This is a genomic window from Paenibacillus sp. B-A-8 (assembly GCF_048572915.1).
GTDB lineage: Bacteria > Bacillota > Bacilli > Paenibacillales > Paenibacillaceae > Paenibacillus_AQ.
In genome coordinates this window covers 5,982,032-6,002,308 of the sequence record NZ_CP183882.1, presented here as the reverse complement: position 1 = coordinate 6,002,308, position 20,277 = coordinate 5,982,032, and the positions used below count along the sequence as shown (strand labels likewise).

Genomic DNA, 20,277 nt, shown 5'->3' with positions numbered 1-20,277 from the left:
ATGGCAGGATGGGAGAGACTTCAGGAGACGGTTCAGTTTGAATTGGTTCAGCGTGGAGAAGAAGGCTGCAAGATTGACGGCTTCGCGGATAAACTAGCTGCTGCAGGTGCCGATGAGATTAAGCTGATGCAAGTATACAACGAGTTGATGGAGCTCACGGTTGCTGAGGACTTTCCTTATGAAGAGCCCTCTTCACTGGAAGAGATTCGTCGTCTACGTCCAGAAGGTCCACGTAAGCTGCATCCAGAATGGAGCGAGGCGGAGTGGAGAGACAAGTTCTATGGTGCTTGGCTGGGTAGAAGTGTTGGCTGTGCACTCGGAAAACCACTGGAGTATTGGGACTACCTCTACGGTAAAGATGGACGCCCGGGCTGGGAGAATATTGAGCTGTGGTTCCGAGGTGCGGATGCATGGCCAATTACCGGCTATACGCCTGGTCATTCACGGGCAGAGGCAGAATATGGTCTTGGTTTAAGTGATTGGACTTATGCTAGTACCCAAGAGACAATCAAGTTTATGGAAAGCGATGACGATATTCGTTACACGGTTTTGGGCCTTATGCTGCTGGAGCAGAAAGGACTGGATTGGGATTCTTGGGATATCGGAAAGCTCTGGCATAAACATCTGACATATGCTCAGGTATGTACGGCTGAGACACAGTCGTATATGAATTTTGCGCAGGAGACATCTCATTTACATGGTGAGAAGCCTGCGGATTGGCTGGCGCGGCAGGAAAGAGTGCGGATGCACTTAAATCCATACCGGGAGTGGATTGGTGCGGCTATACGCGCAGACGGACTGGCGTATGGCGCGGCAGGCCATCCGGAGCTTGCGGCGGAGCTAGGCTGGCGCGATGCTTCTTTTTCACATGTGAAGAACGGGATCTATGGCGAGATGTTTAATGCAGCGATGATTTCGGCGGCTTTTGCTGAAAAAGATAACGAGCGTATCCTAGAGATTGGTCTTAGTGAGATCCCTAGTACTAGTCGACTGGCAAGTGATGTACTACGAGGCATAGATATTGCGCACAAGGCTAAGAGTGAGCGTGAGTTGGTGAGTAAGATTTGGGATACATTCAGCCACTATGATGCGGTGCATACCAATAATAATGCTGCCCTTGTAGCTGCTTCGCTGGTCTATGGCGGGAATGATTTCGAAAAAGCGGTCGTTACTTCTGTATACGGAGGAATGGATACAGACTGTAATGGAGCTACAGTGGGGTCGATTATGGGAGCGAAGCTTGGAGCAAATGTATTGCCGGCTTCATGGGTTGAACCGCTCCATGATACACTATATGCAGATCTACCCGGGTTTCATCCGATAGCGATTTCGGAATGCGCGGAACGCAGCTATCAGGTGTTCTTGAAGATTCGCAAGGAGCTTGGCGGAAAGTTTTAGATCAGGGATACGCAAAATAATTAAGGGATGACTTAAGCCACCGTGCTTAAGCATCCTTTTTTTCGTGCTGACCTAGTTCTTGAAATAGATGCAACAGGGGTTTAGGAGTTAGGTAACAGGAGAATCCTGATTTGAAGAGGGATTAAGTTTAGTCATTTATTTGGGAGTTAAACACGTAAAAATAGCATGGTGCAAAGGGATTTTATACGGTAATCCTTTTTTACTGATATATCATTTAAATAAAAATGGTGACACAGAACATAAAATGCCTTATTATTTAAAGAGATTTTTAGTAAAACAGTTTTTAAATAATTATAGTACAAACCTTGGCTTAGAGGGTTTCAGAATAAATGGAAAGGAAGGGGGAGTTTGCAATCCTATCGCTGAGTGGGGTGAGTAAAGGATTCAAGCTGAAGGACGGCATGTATCAGGCTGTGGATGATGTATCGCTTGATGTGAAGAAAGGATCGATTCACGGTATCATTGGTGAAAGCGGGGCAGGGAAATCCACGCTGCTGCGATTGATTAATCTGCTGGAAAAGCCAGATCAAGGGACAGTTACCGTAGAAGGGCATAATTTAACCGAAATGCCGAGTAAACAACTACGGAAAGCTAGGGAAAAGATTGGGATGATTTTTCAGCAATTTAATCTGGTCAATAACGTCACGGTAAGCCGCAATATTTCGATTCCATTGGAATTGGCAGGGGTGCCGAAGCGTGAACGGATGAAACGGGTAAAGGAATGTCTTGATTTTGTCGGATTGGCAGATAAGGCAGCGCAATATCCTGCACAGCTAAGCGGAGGACAACGACAACGTGTGGCGATCGCCCGGGCGCTTTCGAACAGTCCAGGACTATTGCTATGTGACGAACCCACCTCCTCCCTTGATCCAGGAACAACTGCGGATATTCTGGACGTCCTGAAGCATATTAATTCAAGCCTCGGGGTTACAGTAGTGATTGTTACGCATGAGATGGATGTTGTCAAAAGTATATGCACTCACGTATCCGTGATGGAAAATGGTCGAATCGTAGATTCCTTCTCTCGCGAAGACGGTGATTTCCGACCTGCTGCAGTTCGTACTGGCTCGTACCGGGATCAAATTCTGGGTAAAGCGGGGGAAATACATGTTTGATAGTGTACTTCAATATCAGGCACAGATGTGGGAATCGATCGGGGAAACCTTTGTCATGGTCGGTATTTCTGTCGGTGCCGCATTGCTGCTTGGCCTTCCGCTCGGGACGTTGTTGTTTTTTTGCCGAAAAGGTCAGCTCTACGAGAATAAAGCATTGTCTCTGGTGCTCAACAGCATCGTTAATATTATCCGTTCGTTTCCATTCCTGCTGCTTGTCGTTGCACTCATTCCGGTCACTCGTTTCCTAGTCGGAACTGCGATTGGAACCATGGCAGCCACGGTTCCGTTATCCATTGTTGCCATTGCTTATTACTCCCGTCTGGTGGAGCAGTCTTTGTTGGAGGTTCCTAAAGGAGTCATAGAGGCGGCCTTGTCTATGGGAGCTTCGAAGCTAGGGTTGATCTTTAAATTCCTGTATGTTGAGGCACGTTCGGGGCTAGTGCTCGGACTCACTACCTCTACGATTAGTTTTATCTCTTACTCAACTGTAATGGGGGTTGTCGGAGGGGGCGGGGTTGGTGATTTTGCGATCCGGTATGGATATCAGCGTTTTGAGACTGAAGTGATGATCTATGCGATTATCGTGATGATTATATTGGTTCAGTTGGTTCAATTCACAGGAGGTACGATCTCACGGCTGTTAGATAAGCGTTAATCGTTCAACCCGTATATCAAATTTTGTAATACAAAATGATTGAATATATAAACTGGGGGTTAGTTGTAGTAATGAAAAAATCAATGATAGTTGTGCTTATGTTAATGGTATTGGTCGTAGCGGGTTGTGGCTCTAATAAAGCAGCAGAGAACAATTCTGCAAAAGGTAGCGATGAGCTAACGAAATTAAAGATTGCTACTTTGATTCCACCAATGACGGAAATTCTGGATATTGTGAAGCCACTTCTGAAGGAAGATGGCATTGATCTTGAAATCGTTGTGCTGTCTGACAATGTACAGCCTAATGAGGCTTTGGCGAATAAAGAGGTAGATGCTAACTTTTTTCAACACGTTCCTTATATGAAGCAATTTAATGAGAGCAAAGGCTCAAATCTGGTAGAGGTACAGCCTGTATATGACGCTATTTACGGTGGTTACTCCAAGCGTTACAAGAATGTAGCTGATCTTCCTGAAGGTGCAACGTTAGTAATGGCTAATGATCCATCGAATATTGGTCGTTCTTTACAAATGTTCGCTGCAGCTGATCTTATTAAGCTAAAAGAGGGCGTGGGTATTCAAGCTACACAAGCAGACATTACTGAAAATCCAAAAAACTTTAAGTTTGAAGAAGTAGATTTATTGATGTTGGCTCGTATGCTGGATGATGGCGATCTAGTGGCAATGACTCCGGCTTATGCTAGCCCGCTTGGTTTGACACCGAAGAAAGATGCACTGATTACTGAAGGTGCCGATTCTGAATTCACAATCACCTTGGTTGCGCGTGAAGACAACAAGGACTCTGATGCGATTCAGAAGCTAGCTAAACGGATTAGCGGCCCTGAAGTGAAGAAATTCCTTGAAGATAATTATGCGGATATCGCATTGCCTGCTTTTAAATAAGCTTAAATAGTTAAATTAGTAATTCAATGAGACTTGTCCATTATGGGCAAGTCTTTTTTTGCATTCAGAAAGCATATATTGGGGGCCCTCACAAAGTACCTGAGGTTGCATCGAAGCAAAGCCCCACTTTGTGGGGATATTTTAGTGTGTCACTAGAATGTAAGAACTGCTAGATATAATGGGTTGTAGAATAACAAAGCGGAATGGAGATGTGAATATGGCAGTACTTAGCGCGATTAATCTCACGAAACATTACGGTAAGGGAACTAACTTGGTTAAGGCATTGGATGGAATTAACGTGGAAGTTAATAACGGTGAATTTATAGCGATTGTCGGGACATCAGGAAGCGGGAAATCAACGCTATTACATATGTTTGGCGGACTTGATCGAGCAACTGATGGACAGGTGATCATAGATGGTAAAAATATTTTCGGAATGAAGGATGACGAGTTGACGGTATTTAGAAGAAGAAAGATCGGATTTGTATTTCAGAACTATAATCTGGTGCCGATTCTGAATGTATACGAGAATATTGTGTTGCCTATTGAACTGGATGGAAACAAGATAGATAAGGAATTCGTGGATCATATTGTGAATACGTTAGGACTCTCGCAAAAGTTGGACAACCTCCCCGGTCAGCTTTCAGGGGGTCAGCAGCAAAGAGTAGCTATAGCACGGGCCTTGGCTGCAAAACCTTCCATTATCCTAGCCGATGAACCTACAGGAAACTTGGACAGCATCACCAGCCAGGAGGTCATTGGATTACTCAAAGTAACGAGCAGACAGTTTAATCAGACGATTCTAATGATTACTCATAATGAAGAGATTGCTCAGCTTGCAGACCGGACCATCCGGATAGAGGACGGTAAAATTACTGGAGGGACATTGTGATGATGTTTCCAAACAGCAATAAGCCTATTGTTAAAAAGCTGACGAGTAGAAGTCTAAAAGCCAATCGGACTCGAAATCGTTTTGTGATTCTGGCGATAATTCTCACCACTTGGCTCATTACTTCTTTTTTTAGTATTGGGCTGAGCAACTACAAAACCTTCGAAATGCAGGAATTAAAAATAACCGGGACGATGGCCAATGCCTACTTAACCTCCCCGTCAGAACAACAAATAAACAAGTTAAAGGAACTTTCCTATATTAAGTCCATCGGACTTCAGTCCAGAGTAGGTAATGTGATCCATACGCCAGAAATAGGAGATCTTAATTTAGCTCTGCTCTGGTATGACTCTACTGAATGGACGGACATGCGTAAGCCTGTAATCGATGGTCTAGAGGGGACATATCCAGAGAAGGAAAATGAAATCGCTGTTCCTTTATGGATATTACAGTCGATGGGGATAGATGCTCCAAAGATTGGTATGAGCTTGCCGTTAACTTACTCCGTTACCCGCGATGGGGTGAAATTGGAAGAGAGCAACACCTTCATACTAAGTGGATGGTTTACCGATTACAGTCATGTCCGTACCGGAAATACTGGAGCGCTACTGGTATCGGGGGCTTTTGCTACATCTCATGGTGTAGATCTTAAGAATCCCAAAAATGCCACTATTCTTTTTCATGAGAAAAATACGGATGAACTCCTCTCACGTTTGCAACAGGATATCACTTTGGGAGAAAGTCAGAAACTTGAACCAGTCTCTTACAGGTCTACTACCTCTTCGGACAGAACAGCGACTTTGATTGGATACGCCGGAATAATACTATTTGTTATGCTGAGCGGTTATTTATTGATTTATAATGTGCTTTACATTTCTGTCTCACGGGATACAAGGTTCTACGGTCTGCTTAGAACGCTAGGAACTACACAGCGGCAGATTAAAAAAATAGTCAGAGCTCAAGCCTCAAGGTTAGCACTTATAGCAATTCCACTGGGACTTGCCGCAGGAGCTGTAACTTCTTTCGTACTTGTTCCGCTGGCTATGAGTACCGCTGAATTGGATACGGGTGTGGAGATTTCGTTTCACCCATTAATCTTTATTGGAGCTGCGTTGTTTGCTTGGCTGACCACCATGTTCAGTGCTATTAAACCTGCCTCCATCGCTGGTAAAGTCTCTCCAATAGAAGCAGTAAGATATACAGGGACGATGGTTAAAGCTAAGAAGAAGCGTGGAACTGGCGGTTCTAAGTTGCATCGACTGGCCTGGCGAAATATTTTCAGAGTGAAGATACGGGCAATGGTTGTATTTCTCTCTTTATTTCTTGGGCTGACGACTTTTCTGGTAATCAATACACTTGTGCTTAGTATGAGTACAGATCATTTTATATCGGAATATATGGATAATGACTTCACGCTGTCGAATCAGACGATGTCCTTTGGATTTGAGGGGGAAGAGAAGGCCAAGATCTCAGAGGATATGATCAAGGAAATTCAGGATATGAAGGGAGTAAAAGAGGTCTTCAAGGCTTATATTGGAATGGCTGAGATGAAATATGACCCTAAGGTATTCGGAAAGTATGTAGATGAATTTGCGAGGTCATATCACACAGAACGCCCTGCTGATGAACAATTGGCTAAGGGGCAAGGGATGTTCTCAATGACCCGTGTTACCGGGTTAGACTCAGATCAGGTCAGAAAGTTGGAGGAGAAATTAGGGTTTACTGTAGATATGGAACGTTTTGAAAAAGGTGAGATTGCCTTGCTGGACAATTTTAGTCTCGGTGGTCTTAAGGTTGGAGATCCATTTCAAATCAGTCCTATAAAAAGCGAGGCCGCACAATCTTTCGAAATTGGAGGGCTTGGTGATTTCAGCTCACTGGGATCTTCACATTTTGTGGCTCCGAATGTCTATATCAGCCAAACTGCTATAAAGAAATTCATGAGTAACCCGCTTATAAGTAAAGTGTATATTAATGCTGATCCAAAAGACTGGAAGCAGATTACCGATCAATTGGAAGGACTCATCGGCGGAGATGGTGAGCTGAAGCTGGAGTCGAAGCTGTATATGGAAAAGTTCATGGAATCGGCTAAGCTAACCTTTTACATTATGGGTGGCGGAATTGCGCTCATTCTAGCTCTGATTGGAATTTTGAATTACGTAAATATTATGTATACAGGTGTTGTAGCTCGGAAGCTGGAATTCGCAGTGATGGAGAGTATCGGGATGACCTCTAAGCAGATGAGAAAGCTGTTGCTGTATGAAGGGGCAGGTTATGCGATCCTATCGACGTTGCTAATCTCAACAATAGGCACATTAATCAGTTACGGTGCTTATAGCCTGTTTAGCCAAGAAGCTACTTATGCTGTGTTTAGCTTCCCAACCCTTCCGCTTTCTATTGCAATTGTACTCGTTTTTGCGGTTTGCCTGAGTGTTCCGCTAATTGCTTACAAGCAAATTAAAAAGGACAGCATTGTGGAACGTCTGCGGCAAATGGAATAGTGTCAAAAGAAAATAAAGTTCTAGACTGAAAAATAAAGTGTTAGACTCTAAAAATAAAGTTATAGACTAAGAAAATAAATAATTAGACTGGTAACGTCCCATTACGCTAACGGGCAGTTATCTATAAGACGATTGATTCATTCGGGGGATTGCGGGAATTTCAAAAGTGGAATATTATTTAATTATGATTAACGTATTTGCTTACTAATTAATTCTTATATTAATTTTATCGGAGTTGATGTATTATGTATCCCCATCATCAAGCTGCCATTGATGCCATCACCAACAAGCTTAAAGCCAGACCCGACGTACAAGGGATCATCATCGGAGGTTCCGTGGCGCATGGCTTTGCCAACGAAACCTCTGATATCGACATTATGATCGTCCTTTCTGAAGAGGATTACAAAAAAGCTTGTTCCATCCATAATCTTGGGTATTTCGAAACGGAATCCTGTTCTTATGAAGGCGGTTACGTGGACGGGAAAGTTGTATCCGCTTCCTACATCAAGCAAGTGGCCGAATCCGGCAGCGATCCTGCTAAGTTCGCATTCCAGGATGCGTTCGTCACCTATTCCAATATCGAGGGGTTGGAACAGTTGGTCCAATACGCTCCCCGATATCCGGTGGAGAAAAAGGCAGAGAACATGCAGAAGTTCTATGCACAATTCGAAACCTGGAAATGGTATTATTACGAAGGACTGAAACGCAACAATCGTTTATTAATCGACTACTGTTTGACCCACTATGCCTTTTTCGCAGGTAGGTTGATTTTGGTACACAACGAAACGCTGTTCCCTTCTTATAAGTGGTTCTTAAAGGTTCTGGAAGGGGTTGAAAAGAAGCCGGAGAATTTGTTGGCGGACGTCCATCGGGTACTGGAAGAACGAACGCCGGAAGCCGTCGAGAATCTGTATGAGAGTATTGTGGAATTTAATAACTGGTATCAGGCAGAGCATCATTGGTCGGTTCAGTTTATGATGGATAGCCAGCTGAACTGGATGGACGGACCGGTTCCGGTTCTCGATTTATAAACTGTTCCGCTAACGGGACACGTTTGTTCAATAAAACAGCGACAGTCTAGAACTTTATTTTCTTGTCCTTGGCTGTCGCTGTTTCAATTTCAACGCTCAGTCTATAACTTATTTTATGGAGTCTAACGGTATGACAATTAGAAAACCCAAGTGGAATAAAGCCATCCCGTCTAATACTTTATTTTCTGCTGACAAATAGAGCTAATTAATTTACAGCGTAGCCTTCCTCTGCTTGTTACAATGATAGGTATAGAGGTGAATTTCAATGACAACCATTCTAATTGTAGAGGATGACCGTCTCTTAAACGAGGGGCTAAAGTTCATGCTTGAAAAAGAATACTTTAATATTATTCAAGCCTACTCTTATCAACAAGCAGCTTCTAAAATTCAGGATCAGACCCTCGGTCTGGTCCTTTTGGACATTAATCTTCCAGACGGGAGTGGTCTTGCACTGTGTCAGGAAATTCGGCGAATGAGCTCCATCCCGGTAATCTTTCTGACTGCCAACGATACTGAGCAGGATATGGTCACTGGATTTGGGCTCGGTGCAGATGATTATATTGCAAAGCCGTTTAGTATGGTCGTACTTTTGCAACGTGTGAAGGCTGTACTTCGACGAACAGGTACTGATGGAAGCTCGGAGCTGTTTCAGTATAAGGATATTACAATTAACTCAGCCAAAATGAAGGTTTACAAATATGGGCAGGAGATCAAACTAACCACCAATGAGTATCGTCTACTTGCCATCTTAACCGAGAATAGGGGGCAGGTTCTTACCCGGAGGTTAATGCTGGAGAAGCTATGGGATATAGAAGGTAATTTCGTGGATGAGAATACGCTAAGCGTAAACATTCGTAGGCTGCGCGCCAAAATTGAGGATGATCATAAAGATTGTCAATACATTAAAACCGTATTCGGCATTGGCTACACATGGGGAGATTAAGGATGAAGAACCCTTTTTCAAAAATTATTTGGAGCTCTTTCGTCCTTTTTGCTGTTATTGTGGCTTTGTTCGGCTCTTTGCTTATCTATTATAAGCCTGAGCGATCTGTAATTATAGGAGCTATGGTGTTTGTTGGCATGATGGCTTTGCTGTTTATAAGTTTTGTGCTCGCACTTCGTAAAGAAATGCTAAACACGCTATCATCATTGTCGGGATTGATTCAAGAGCTTATCAATGGACAAATGACTCAAATGTTCCCGGTGCAGGAGGATACACTACTCTCCAAATTACAGCATCAGGTCATTCAGCTATCTGAGCTGTTGTCTTCGCAGAAGCAGCGTTACCGTGAAGAGAGTCAGGAGGTCAAAACATTAATTTCTGATATTTCTCATCAACTCAAGACCCCTTTAGCTAATTTAGGAATGTATAACAGTCTTCTGATGGATGAAGGGCTCCCCGCTGAAAAACGCAGTGAATTTACTCGCCATATGGGAAGCCAGATTGAGAAGTTATCTTGGCTCATGGAGAATCTGATCAAGTTATCACGGCTCGAATCCGGTATTATAGAGCTCCATGCGGAGAAGCTTAATCTTGAGAACACCGTGCTGTCAGCCATCAAACAGGCATTTCCAGCAGCTGAACAAAAGAATATAGAGATTTTACTGGAAGCGGATCAGGGGATTGCGCTGCAACATGACCCAAAATGGATGGGGGAGGCTATCTATAACATCATCGATAATGCTCTGAAATATACACTTGGGCCCGGCAGTATTAGGATTACACTTCAGCGGTATGATCTGTTTGCAAGGATTGATGTTGCCGATGGTGGAATCGGAATTCCTTCCGCTGAGATCAATGACATTTTTAAACGGTTTTATCGAGGAGCGGGTTCCAATGGAACTGAAGGTGTTGGCATTGGGCTTTATTTAGCCCGCAAAATTGTTGCTGAGCAGGGTGGATATATAAAGGTGAAATCAGAGCTAAGTAAAGGGAGTGTTTTTTCTATATTTTTGCCGATACGTTGATTCTGAATGTACTCGAAGGCTTAGCCCCCGAAATTGGGGCTTTTTCTCATTAAAGTTGCGATTTCATTGAGGAAAAGTGCTTTGCTAGCCCTGTAGTGGTCTGCAGTCGCACAGCTACCTCGACTAAGGTCCAGTACCAAAAACCGTCGTTGGTCTGTTTTGAAAGTCTGCGAATTGCTCTAGAATAAGGCTATAAGGTTAAGGACAACGAAAGGCGGTGAGAAAATAATGCAAAGAAGACAAGGAAACGGATTGGCGGTTGTACTGATTGTGATTGGTGCGGTAATGCTGCTCGGTTTAGCGCTTCCTCTGATTCACGGTATTTTCAGACTACTGTTCCCAGTATTGCTGGTTGTTCTCGGGTACTATGGGATTAAGAGCGGACGCAAGATTATCGGTTGGGTATTAATGTTCATTGGTGTCATGACCTTGATCGCGAAGCTTTCCTGGATCATCGGACCACTGCTAGGTGTGGCGTTGATCGTATGGGGCGTGTATGCCTTAAAGGGTAGAAGAAATGGTACTTATTAAGAAGGATTGTACTTAAATAAGAAGCAGGGAGGGAGCAGGAGATTATGAGTGTTTTTCGTCGCATGAGGGATATTACCGTAGCTAATTTAAATGAACGTCTGGAGCAAAGCCAAGATCCTGTGAAGCTGATTGATCAATTTCTACATTCAACTCGTGAGGAAATCAGTGAAGCTGAAAGATTGTATCAGCAATACGCTTCCCATACGAAGCAACTGCAGCAGCAAGTGAATCAAGCGACTGCCATGCGAAACAAACGTGAGGAACAGGCGCTACTCGCACTAAAAGCGGGCGAAGATCATCTGGCAAAGCTGGCTTTACAAGAAAAAATTATCCACGAGGAAAAGTTGGAGCAGTACAGCGGGCTACTTGAACAAAGTAAGCAATCCTTGTTTGAACTTGAAGGACAGCTGAATGAGCTGAAAATAGAGTATCAGACGGTGTACAGCAAACGTCAGTATTATGCAGCACGGATGGAGTCGCTGAGACTACAGCAACGTATGAATCAAAGAGCAAGTGCTTATGGCAACGGTGGTGATGTTCCCAAAATGTTCGGACGTCTGGAAGATCGGATGTCAGATTGGGAATTAGAAGCGAAGAGCCTCCGCGATGTGCGGCGCATGGGACAGGAATATGCTGTGCAAGCAGGTGAGACTGTAGCAACCGTACTCGAAAGAGAAATGGCTCGCTTAAAGGAGAAACTGAACAATGGTGGAAAGGAGTAGCGCTATGAGTCGATTGTATCGTTCAACTAGAGATAAAGTGATGACGGGTCTTGCAGGTGGATTATCTGAGACACTCGGTATTGATTCCACGCTATTCCGGATTCTGTTACTGGTCAGCATTCCGTTTACAGGAGGCGCCGTGATTCCAGTGTATTTCATTGCAGCATTGGTTATTCCGAAGGAGCCTACGCATTATAATCCTTTCGGACCAGGCCCTGGTGCACCTGGTGGTCCATTCGATGGTCCTTACTCAGGTAGACCCGAACATGGACACGGACCGCATGGCGGACATGGATCTTATGGACGCCAACCTAACTACAATCCTAATTTTGAGAAGAATAACGCATATTCCGCTCCGGATTCCGGTTTGGATGCGATGATGAAGGATATCGAGAAGAAGGCTCTGCAAAAAGAAGTAGAAGAACTAAAACAAAAACTGTCTAAATATGAGAAAGGGGAATTGTAATCATGGGAGTATTTCAAAGAATTAAAGATATGACTAAGGCGTCGGTAAATGACTTGTTGGATAAGGTAGAGGACCCAATCGTAATGCTTAACCAATATCTGCGCGATATGGAGGCTGAAATTCACGAAGCTGAAGTTACAGTTGCTAAACAAATGGCGAACGAACGCCGCATGAAGCAACGCGTGGAAGAAGCAGCAAAAATGTCTGCACAACGCGGAGCACAAGCTGAACTGGCATTGAAAAACGGCCAAGAAGAAGTGACTCGCAAACTGTTGGAGGAAAAAATCTACTTCGATCAAAAACAAGCGGAATACAGCGATCTTCACGCTCAAGCTGAAGTGCAAGCGAAGGAATTGGTAGGACAGCTGCACGATATGAAGGATGAATTCTACAAGCTGCGCAACAAGCGTAACGAGCTCGTATCCCGTGCTCAAATGGCTAAAGCGAAGAAACAAATGTCGCAAATCAGCAGTGTACATTCCATCGAAAGTGGCAGTGCCTCACTCGGATTCCACCGGATGGAAGAAAAAATTATGCAGCTTGAAGCAGAAGCAGATGTACTGCGTGCACCTTACAGCCCATCCGCGGCTTACACTAAACCAGTGGATGTTGAGAAGCAACTGAAAGTGGATGAGCAACTGGCTGCATTGAAAAGCAAGCTGAATGATACACCAGCGGCTCCTTCTTTAAACAAAAAAGAAGAATAAATCCTGTTCCTAAAACTTAAGTAGATATGATATGCTGGACAAGAAGAAGCCATACGGTATGGATCTCCATACCGATATGGCTTTTATAGCGGCTGGCTATAATATATTACTGAGTATGTTTTTCGAAGCAAAACTTTAACTTTAATCCGGTGAATAGTCAGGGAGAGGAAGTTTGGAACTGTAGGAGCAACAGCGAACGAAAGTCCAAACATTCCTCGGAGTGACTATTAGTTCACGGATACTATTGAAGAAAGTTTTGCTTAGCAAAACTTTTGGGAGGTGCGAAATGGATAAACGAAACCGTTTGATTGCCATCGGACTGATCGGTGTTGGCTGCATGATGATTTTTGGTAGATGGCTCGGCTTTTTCTCCATTGTCGCGCTTCTATTCCTGCTTCTAGGGGTCTACCGTACAACGTCAGGCAAGGTGAAGCAGGGTTATAAGCTGCTCGGAATTGGCGCTATACTGCTTTTGCTGGATCATTTAGTGCTCGTACTGGGGATTTGTTTGATCTCTTTGGGAATGTTTTTTACTAAATCCAAAAGAGTTCAGCGTAAGGAAGGGTTTATGCAGAAGCAGAACTTCTCGTCTAGATTTGACTGGGATCGCTCACCTTGGGTGATGCACAGTCTTAGTTCATGGCATATCCTCGGGGAAGCTGATCTTGATCTTTCGCTGGCTATGGCGGAGCAAAAAGAAACAGTTATGCTGTTTCAAGGGATCTTTGGTGATATGGACATTCAATTGTCGGATGATTATGGTGTGGAAATTGAAGCCTTTGTGCTTTTTGGATCGATTGAATTCGGTAATGGGCGCGATACAGGTATGCTGAACCGTCTGAATTGGAAATCCCCTAACTATGATAGCAGTGAATATAAGGTGAAGTTTAGTGTGTCTTATTTGATGGGAGATTTGGATGTGCGATTATCCTGATTAGTTTGATACAGAAGGGAGGGTCCCCATATGGAAAAAAAGAACAAAAACATGATGTCACGCAGTATGGGTGAGGGGGCTCTGTTCTCTTTTGTCATGCTGCTTGTGATATTGTACACCATGTATACATATGGCTATTTGAAGCCTTTTGAAAGCTGGATGATTGGATTACGCACGGCATTCACACTAATTCTGTTACCCATGGGGTTCGGAGTTGGCTTTGGGTTCTATCAGAGCTTTCGTGTAAAGCGAAAGTTGGAACGCTTGAGAGAAACCCTCGTATTGTGGGAGAAGGGCAACCTAACGCTATCTATGCCTGACTTGGGTGACGATGAGCTGGGAAGGCTCGGAGAACAATTGGGCCGAATCAGCGGAAAATGGGAAAACCAAGTGACAACGCTACAGCGCTTGTCTACAAATAACGCAAAGCTCGCGGAACAGGCCAGAGTATCTGCTATTATGGAGGAGCGTCAGCGGCTTGCGCGTGAATTGCATGATGCTGTCTCCCAGCAGCTGTTCGCGATTTCTATGACCGCCACGGCTGTAGGCCGGACGCTGGAGAAGGATTTTGACAAGGCGCAAAGGCAAATTGCACTTATTGAAGAAATGTCTGCTGTAGCGCAATCAGAGATGAGAGCACTATTGCTGCATTTGAGACCTGTTTATTTGGAAGGTAAGGGATTAGCGCAGGGGCTGCAGGAGTTGATCAAGGAGCTTAAGGTTAAGGTTCCGATTGAAATCGTGTTCGAGATGGATCCTGATGTACAATTGTTAAAAGGGGTAGAGAATCACTTATTCCGAATTGTGCAGGAGGCAATCTCCAATACGCTTCGTCATGCGAAAGCAGAGAAGATGGAAATCAGACTGCATCGGCGAGGAGATACGGTTCGTTTGACGCTCCGTGATGATGGGATTGGTTTTGAATTGGATGAGAGTAAACAAACTTCCTACGGTTTGTCGAACATGCAGGAGCGGATGAATGAAATCGGGGGTTCCATTCAGTTTATTACCGCTCCGGGTAAAGGAATGCGGATTGAAATAACCGTTCCGTTAGTCAATGAATAATAGGAGGAAAGAGTGACCATGGAGATGGAGGAAGCCATTAAGGTATTACTTGTAGATGATCATGAAATGGTACGGATCGGACTAGCTGCTGTACTTGGGACTGAAGACGGGATTGAAGTTGTAGGTGAAGCTGGAAGTGGAGAAGAAGGTATCCGCCTGGCACAAGAGTACAATCCGGATGTAGTCCTGATGGATCTCGTAATGGACGGGATGGATGGGATTGAAACGACAAAACAATTAATGAAGCAATATCCCGAAATCAAAGTGATTGTGTTAACAAGCTATCTGGATGATGAAAAAATGTATCCGGTGATTGAGGCGGGTGCGTTTAGTTATCTATTAAAGACCTCGCGAGCTAGTGAAGTTGCGGATGCCATACGCGCTGCGGCAAGAGGGCAGTCTGTACTCGAGTCACAAGTCGCCTCAAAAATGATGAATCGTTTTCGAAACAATGCCAAGGGTGAATCCCCTGCTTATAAAGAGCTTACCGAGCGCGAGATGGAAGTATTACGTCTGCTGGCGCAAGGTAAATCGAATCAGGATATCGCTGATCAACTAATTATTGGGATCAAAACTGTGAAATTTCATGTAACGAATATTCTCGCGAAGCTGGGTGTGGAAGATCGAACCCAAGCAGCAATTTATGCATATAAAAATGGACTAGCTGAATAATTGGATATCCCAATTGGTGTGAGTACAAGAACTGGCCAGAGTAAGAAGGGCTGGTTTTTTTGTGTGCACGAGTATATGAAAATACTTGTCTCCGTATAAAATCTTGTAAAGTGGACATCCTGTTTAGTAGATTAATAGACCGGATTGAGAGGGTGTTGGATTGTGGGGTATGTGGAAGAAAGTAAGGGAAAGAGACACGATGCAGGCCGAAAAAGCGGTATTAAAGGAATGTTGCTGGTATTTATTCTATGCTGTACTGCGTTACTTTTGGCAGGTTTTCGGGGCGAAGGTGAAAAAGAGAGCAGCCAGATCGCCCAATTGAAAAAGTCACTTCCTCTCCTGACCTCCCTTGGTAAAAGTGTTACAGTACCCGGATCCCCTCTTCGTTTAGTTTTAAAATGGCAGGGAGAATTCAATGGTGATGGTCTAGAGGCTGGTGTCACTGCAACTAACCTATCCGATGATCTTGGGTTGGGAGAAACAAGCCGGGAAGACGGGGGGGAACATCTTACTTACCGTTCGTCTGCCGACAGAGCCGGTTTGCAAACCACCATGTTCTGGAGTGAGCTGGGAAACGGACGTAGTTATGTGATTGTAACCCTGGAGACACCTGATTTGTTAAATACTCCGGATCTGCAAGCTGAAGCAGAAGAGGCTGGCGCGAAACTACAGAAGGTCGGCATCACAGCGGAATGGAATACCTCGCTTCAGGGGGCTGCGAAGGAGCAGGAGCATCCTCAGAAGGCTCTACTGTTAACGGAGCAGAATATGTACGCACAGCTGCCCGATCTTAAAGTACAGGAAAGCTACGAAGACGAAACAACAGCCAGCCATACTTATAGCACATCGGCATTGTTGCATTCCGTAATCAGCGGAAACCACGAGGTAGTCCTACAGGCAGCTATTCATCAGGATGCAAAAGAGGGCAGCAGCCGCGTTACGATTGGATTACCATTAATAACAATAGAATATTGAAAAGACCAATCAAGGATCTATTGTAGAATGCCCGTACTTACAATTTTAACATCAACCTTGGTATGGAATTTTACTTTCCGGTAATCCTCAGACCAATTTTTGTTGCTCCAGACATTGTGATGATAAGCAATAAGTTTTCTTCCTACACCAAAGATATCACAGTTTGCCTTTTGGATTTCATTAACAACTGTCTTGGCTTCCTTTGTAAGTAAATCTGAAAGATCTTGACTGACTTTTTTAAGTTCTTTCTCGTCGAGTACATCGGTAAACTCTTCTACGACGGCTTGCAGCTCCAAGCCCAAATTTACATCAATGCTTTCATCATCAGCAATGGTTACCTTGAATTGCCGCTTTATTTTTTTTGAACCCACATTAATAGTAATGAAATTCCGAATATCATCGGAATGTCCCAAATCAAGTTTCTTAGTGAAGCGGGCATTTTTCCCCTGTTGTCCCATCAGCAGAACCATCATGATTGACTGATCGGGGTTCAACATTCCGCTGTAATTCTGGTCATGAAAGAGAGCTACCCCTTTCGTGATTATTTCGCCCCCATCTCTGCCTAGATATGGAAGAGCAAAGTCATGCCCTGGATCCATCAGGGATCGGAACACGGTATCTGCCGTTTCTTTTGGAAAAATACTCATTTCTTCCAGACTATCGATCTTTTGCTTAATGAATTCACCGATCTTTAATTCCCCAACCTTTTTTTGTTCAAGAATTTGGGCAGCTTCTCCTTCCGTAATAATTAGCCGAACGTTGGATGTTGGATTGCTTGGATCCCTGTAATTCACATCCAGAATAGGGTACAGGCCACGCTCAGCCGTAGTCCTTCCCATAAGCTCAAACCCATATTTAATAAATCTAATGTTTCCCCTAACTTTATTTCGCAATTGATTGCTCGCATTGCGCACAGTCGATCCGATACTCGAATGGATTTCATTCTTGGTAGCTTTCTGCTCAATATCGGGGGGAATGATTAATTCGATGGTTTCTTTGATCTCTCCGTTCTCTGTATAATCAATTGCAGCACAATAAGCCAGATGCAGGTCTTTCAAATATTCCCGGTCCCAACATCCAGTAAGACAGATGGAAACAAGGGCAATTAAAAGTAAATGCGACTTGAATTTCATGTCAAACTTCATGCAAGACCACCTGGCTTTCTCTTCATAAATAGGGAAATCATCAGCAATAACATCGATAATCCGGCAATAAACACATAGGCCGCATAGTTAGCGGCCGTATCAAAAAGATGTACACCTGCAGGAGTTACAGGTGCAAGTGCGATCATAAAAGAAATGATTTTTACAAACGGAGCAAAATGTTTATGGCTTTTTCGACTAAATAAAACACTGAGTCCAATGGATGCTGCATAGCAGTAGCTAACAATAGAACAAACAAGCGTGATGGCCCAAATCGGCAGAAACAGGATATCTGCACGATCCACGATATAAAAGTTAAGAGATTTTACTAAGTAAATGACGGGTTCGGGCATGATTTTGATTTGCTCAGAGTTAAATACCATCAGACAGGTGGATACCACAAAGACATAGAGCAGGGTTACGAACCAACTGGCTAGACTAATGGTCATTAATTTTTGTTTATTTGTACCTTCGGAAAGCGGATAGACGATCATCATCATTTCGAAACCATACATAGATTTAGTTGATTCCTGTGCTCCCTTCACGACATTCCAGAACCCATTCTCCAGAAGGGGGAGCATAAATTCAAAATGAGCTTGAGTTAAACCATAGCTGACAAATAGTATAAGCGGAACAAAAAGAAATGTTGCCAATGTATAGAATCTGGCCAACACTGTAAGCTTTTCTCTTGCCAAATAGAGAGTCATGATCGAGAAAAGGGTTAATATAGCCCATCTTGGTGTGGATTGCAGAATCCACCTCTGCAGCACCTCCACCGCACTGAACATAATATTGGAGCCAAGCAGAACAAAGTAACTGATGTAAGCGATTATAAGTATTCTACCTATAATTGGACCTCCGAGCTTTAAACATATAGAAAATAAGTTGAGTCCGGGGAAATTTTTCAGCAGAACCCATAGAAGAATGATAACAAGTTGGGTAATGATGCCCGCAATCAAAACAGAGAGCGCTCCTCCACCCTTGGCCGCTTCGTTAAGCTTGAAGGGAAGAGACAGAATGCCAACCCCGATTTGGGCTTGAATCATAAAGCAGAAAAGCTGCCCCCTCGTTATCATTTTTTCTTTTTGAGTCATTCTTATAACTCCTGTCGTTCAGAGTAAATGATTATTCTTCTTCTGCCTCTGATTTGCTTGTATTCTTGCGGATGGACCATATCGGAAGGCGCAAAAAGGTGTCTTTCAAGCTTTGAATATTTACCGGGCTTAGAGGCGTAAGGTAAGGTTGTCCAAAAGATTCAAGCTTACACAAATGTATAAAAATAAGTGTCAACCCAAATGATATGCCAATATATCCGAACAAAGAGGCAGCAACCATAAGTGGAAACCGCATAAATCGGATCGCGGAGCTCATCTCGTTGGAAGGGATGAGAAAGGATGATATGGCAGTCAATGCGACAACGATGATCATTGAGTAAGAGACCAATCCAGCTTTAACAATGGCATCCCCGATGACCAAACCACCTACAATCCCAATGGTTTGACCTACACGGCTGGGCAGACGGAGCCCTGCCTCCCGCAGCAGTTCGAATATGAGTTCAAGCAGCATCGCTTCTACCAATGGAGGGAATGGGATCCGGGTCAGTGAACCTTGAATTGTGAAGAACAATTGCAAGGGAAGGACGCTGGAGTGAAAAGAAACGGTGGCAATATAGAGCGCGGGCAGTTGGAATGCTGTTACAAAACCAATCAGACGGATAAAACGGACAAAGGAAGCAATCAGCCATCGATTGCTATAGTCATCCGGCGTCTGATAGAAGGTGAAGAAGCTGGCAGGTACAATCAGAGCTGTGGGATCTCCATCCAGCAGGATTGTGACGTATCCTTTCAGCAAGTAGAAGGAGGTATGGTCTGGGCGCTCTGTATTGATATGTTGTGGAAATATAGAGTACGAATTATCCTCCGTTAATTCCTGAATAAAGCCGGTGGAGAGTACCGAATCAAGAATGATTTTTTGTATTCTAGATTCTACTTTTTTTACTAATTCAGGTTTGGCAAGGTTCTCCATATAGATTAAAGCTACCTTTTTGGGAGCGATTTTCCCAAGGGTAAAGTAGCGAACAGTAAGGTTTGGAGTGGTGATTTGTTTACGTATCAGGTATAAGTTAACCGTCATATCTTCAATAAAACCGTTATGCGGCCCCCGAATAACTGCTTCATTAAGAGGTTCGGCTATGGTTCGTTCGTGTTTGGCAGGAGTAGAGAGGATATAAAATTCAGATATTCCTTCAACAAAGTAGAGGCAGCCTCCGTTAATAAGTCCCTGAATACCTTTATTTAGTTCTGTTTCCACATCGAAGCTGAGCGTTGTAAATAGTTTGGAAAGCTCTTTTTTTTTGCTATTGTAAAAAGGAGCAATCACATTCTGCTCAACCAGTTCCGTGTCTGCCATGGACTCTAGATAAAAGAGAATTCCTTCAGTTTCGTTAAAGGATATTCTTCTTTTTTTAAGATCATTTGAATAGAACAAAGCTGCTTCGATGAAATCGGCGTTTTGATCTACAGTAGTGAATGAGATCTGTGTTTGGTCAGTCATTAAGGGTGCTCGACTTTCGAGTTATTTTCCTTT

The 20,277-nt window shown here is 43.7% G+C and carries 20 protein-coding genes; 17 read left to right on the top strand and 3 right to left on the bottom strand.

Annotation, left to right across the window (positions count from 1 at the left end; translation table 11 throughout):
• From ACN6MV_RS27010 to ACN6MV_RS26930, 17 genes are all read left to right on the top strand, one after another.
• Nucleotides 1–1,398 carry an ADP-ribosylglycohydrolase family protein gene (locus ACN6MV_RS27010; protein ID WP_419885246.1) on the top strand — a complete coding sequence of 466 codons (1,398 nt, stop codon included), beginning with the start codon at nt 1–3 and terminating at the stop codon, nt 1,396–1,398.
• A gap of 374 nt (nt 1,399–1,772) precedes the next feature.
• Nucleotides 1,773–2,534: a methionine ABC transporter ATP-binding protein gene (locus ACN6MV_RS27005; protein ID WP_339291469.1), complete on the top strand. Its 762-nt coding sequence runs from the start codon at nt 1,773–1,775 to the stop codon at nt 2,532–2,534.
• Nucleotides 2,527–3,189: a methionine ABC transporter permease gene (locus ACN6MV_RS27000; RefSeq protein ID WP_339288104.1), complete on the top strand. Its 663-nt coding sequence runs from the start codon at nt 2,527–2,529 to the stop codon at nt 3,187–3,189. The genes ACN6MV_RS27005 and ACN6MV_RS27000 overlap by 8 nt, the downstream gene beginning before the upstream one ends.
• 71 nt (nt 3,190–3,260) lie before the next feature.
• Nucleotides 3,261–4,088, top strand: a complete 828-nt coding sequence (locus ACN6MV_RS26995; RefSeq protein WP_339288101.1) for a MetQ/NlpA family ABC transporter substrate-binding protein — start codon at nt 3,261–3,263, stop codon at nt 4,086–4,088.
• Nucleotides 4,089–4,305: 217 nt separating this feature from the next.
• Nucleotides 4,306–4,980, top strand: coding sequence for an ABC transporter ATP-binding protein (locus tag ACN6MV_RS26990; protein ID WP_042131000.1), 675 nt, complete (start codon nt 4,306–4,308; stop codon nt 4,978–4,980).
• Nucleotides 4,980–7,478 (top strand): ABC transporter permease, encoded by a 2,499-nt coding sequence (locus ACN6MV_RS26985; protein WP_419885245.1) that lies wholly within the window; start codon nt 4,980–4,982, stop codon nt 7,476–7,478. The genes ACN6MV_RS26990 and ACN6MV_RS26985 overlap by 1 nt, the downstream gene beginning before the upstream one ends.
• A 245-nt stretch (nt 7,479–7,723) precedes the next feature.
• Nucleotides 7,724–8,509 (top strand): nucleotidyltransferase domain-containing protein, encoded by a 786-nt coding sequence (locus tag ACN6MV_RS26980; RefSeq protein ID WP_042130998.1) that lies wholly within the window; start codon nt 7,724–7,726, stop codon nt 8,507–8,509.
• A gap of 265 nt (nt 8,510–8,774) precedes the next feature.
• Nucleotides 8,775–9,452: a response regulator transcription factor gene (locus ACN6MV_RS26975; RefSeq protein ID WP_419885244.1), complete on the top strand. Its 678-nt coding sequence runs from the start codon at nt 8,775–8,777 to the stop codon at nt 9,450–9,452.
• Nucleotides 9,453–9,454: 2 nt separating this feature from the next.
• Nucleotides 9,455–10,477 carry a sensor histidine kinase gene (locus ACN6MV_RS26970; protein ID WP_042130996.1) on the top strand — a complete coding sequence of 341 codons (1,023 nt, stop codon included), beginning with the start codon at nt 9,455–9,457 and terminating at the stop codon, nt 10,475–10,477.
• A gap of 228 nt (nt 10,478–10,705) precedes the next feature.
• On the top strand, nt 10,706–11,008 hold the full coding sequence (locus tag ACN6MV_RS26965; protein ID WP_042130995.1) for a LiaF transmembrane domain-containing protein: 303 nt from the start codon (nt 10,706–10,708) through the stop codon (nt 11,006–11,008).
• Nucleotides 11,009–11,052: 44 nt separating this feature from the next.
• A complete protein-coding gene (locus ACN6MV_RS26960; protein WP_042130994.1) occupies nt 11,053–11,730 on the top strand; it encodes a PspA/IM30 family protein in 678 nt (225 codons plus the stop codon).
• Nucleotides 11,731–11,734: 4 nt separating this feature from the next.
• Entirely contained in the window at nt 11,735–12,196 is a 462-nt protein-coding gene (locus tag ACN6MV_RS26955; protein WP_042132480.1) for a PspC domain-containing protein, read from the top strand.
• A 2-nt stretch (nt 12,197–12,198) separates the two neighbouring features.
• Nucleotides 12,199–12,903 carry a PspA/IM30 family protein gene (locus tag ACN6MV_RS26950; protein ID WP_042130993.1) on the top strand — a complete coding sequence of 235 codons (705 nt, stop codon included), beginning with the start codon at nt 12,199–12,201 and terminating at the stop codon, nt 12,901–12,903.
• Between the two features lie 286 nt (nt 12,904–13,189).
• The gene (liaF, locus tag ACN6MV_RS26945; protein ID WP_042130992.1) at nt 13,190–13,837 is read left to right on the top strand and encodes a cell wall-active antibiotics response protein LiaF; all 648 of its coding nucleotides are present in this window, start codon (nt 13,190–13,192) and stop codon (nt 13,835–13,837) included.
• A 30-nt stretch (nt 13,838–13,867) separates the two neighbouring features.
• Complete coding sequence (locus tag ACN6MV_RS26940; RefSeq protein WP_042130991.1) at nt 13,868–14,902, top strand: sensor histidine kinase; 1,035 nt, start codon at nt 13,868–13,870, stop codon at nt 14,900–14,902.
• Nucleotides 14,903–14,920: 18 nt separating this feature from the next.
• Nucleotides 14,921–15,574, top strand: coding sequence for a response regulator (locus ACN6MV_RS26935; protein ID WP_036685532.1), 654 nt, complete (start codon nt 14,921–14,923; stop codon nt 15,572–15,574).
• A 162-nt stretch (nt 15,575–15,736) separates the two neighbouring features.
• Nucleotides 15,737–16,549 carry a YwmB family TATA-box binding protein gene (locus ACN6MV_RS26930; RefSeq protein WP_042130990.1) on the top strand — a complete coding sequence of 271 codons (813 nt, stop codon included), beginning with the start codon at nt 15,737–15,739 and terminating at the stop codon, nt 16,547–16,549.
• Nucleotides 16,550–16,566: 17 nt separating this feature from the next.
• Here ACN6MV_RS26930 and ACN6MV_RS26925 read toward each other — a convergent pair whose 3' ends face one another.
• Genes ACN6MV_RS26925 through ACN6MV_RS26915 form a run of 3 tightly spaced genes read right to left on the bottom strand, consistent with a single transcriptional unit; the run spans nt 16,567 to nt 20,244 of the window.
• Nucleotides 16,567–17,694 carry a Ger(x)C family spore germination protein gene (locus ACN6MV_RS26925; protein ID WP_052414739.1) on the bottom strand — a complete coding sequence of 376 codons (1,128 nt, stop codon included), beginning with the start codon at nt 17,692–17,694 and terminating at the stop codon, nt 16,567–16,569.
• Nucleotides 17,691–18,785, bottom strand: coding sequence for a GerAB/ArcD/ProY family transporter (locus tag ACN6MV_RS26920; RefSeq protein ID WP_042130989.1), 1,095 nt, complete (start codon nt 18,783–18,785; stop codon nt 17,691–17,693). The genes ACN6MV_RS26925 and ACN6MV_RS26920 overlap by 4 nt, the downstream gene beginning before the upstream one ends.
• Before the next feature lie 31 nt (nt 18,786–18,816).
• Nucleotides 18,817–20,244 carry a spore germination protein gene (locus ACN6MV_RS26915; protein WP_042130988.1) on the bottom strand — a complete coding sequence of 476 codons (1,428 nt, stop codon included), beginning with the start codon at nt 20,242–20,244 and terminating at the stop codon, nt 18,817–18,819.
• Between the last annotated feature and the right edge of the window lie 33 nt (nt 20,245–20,277).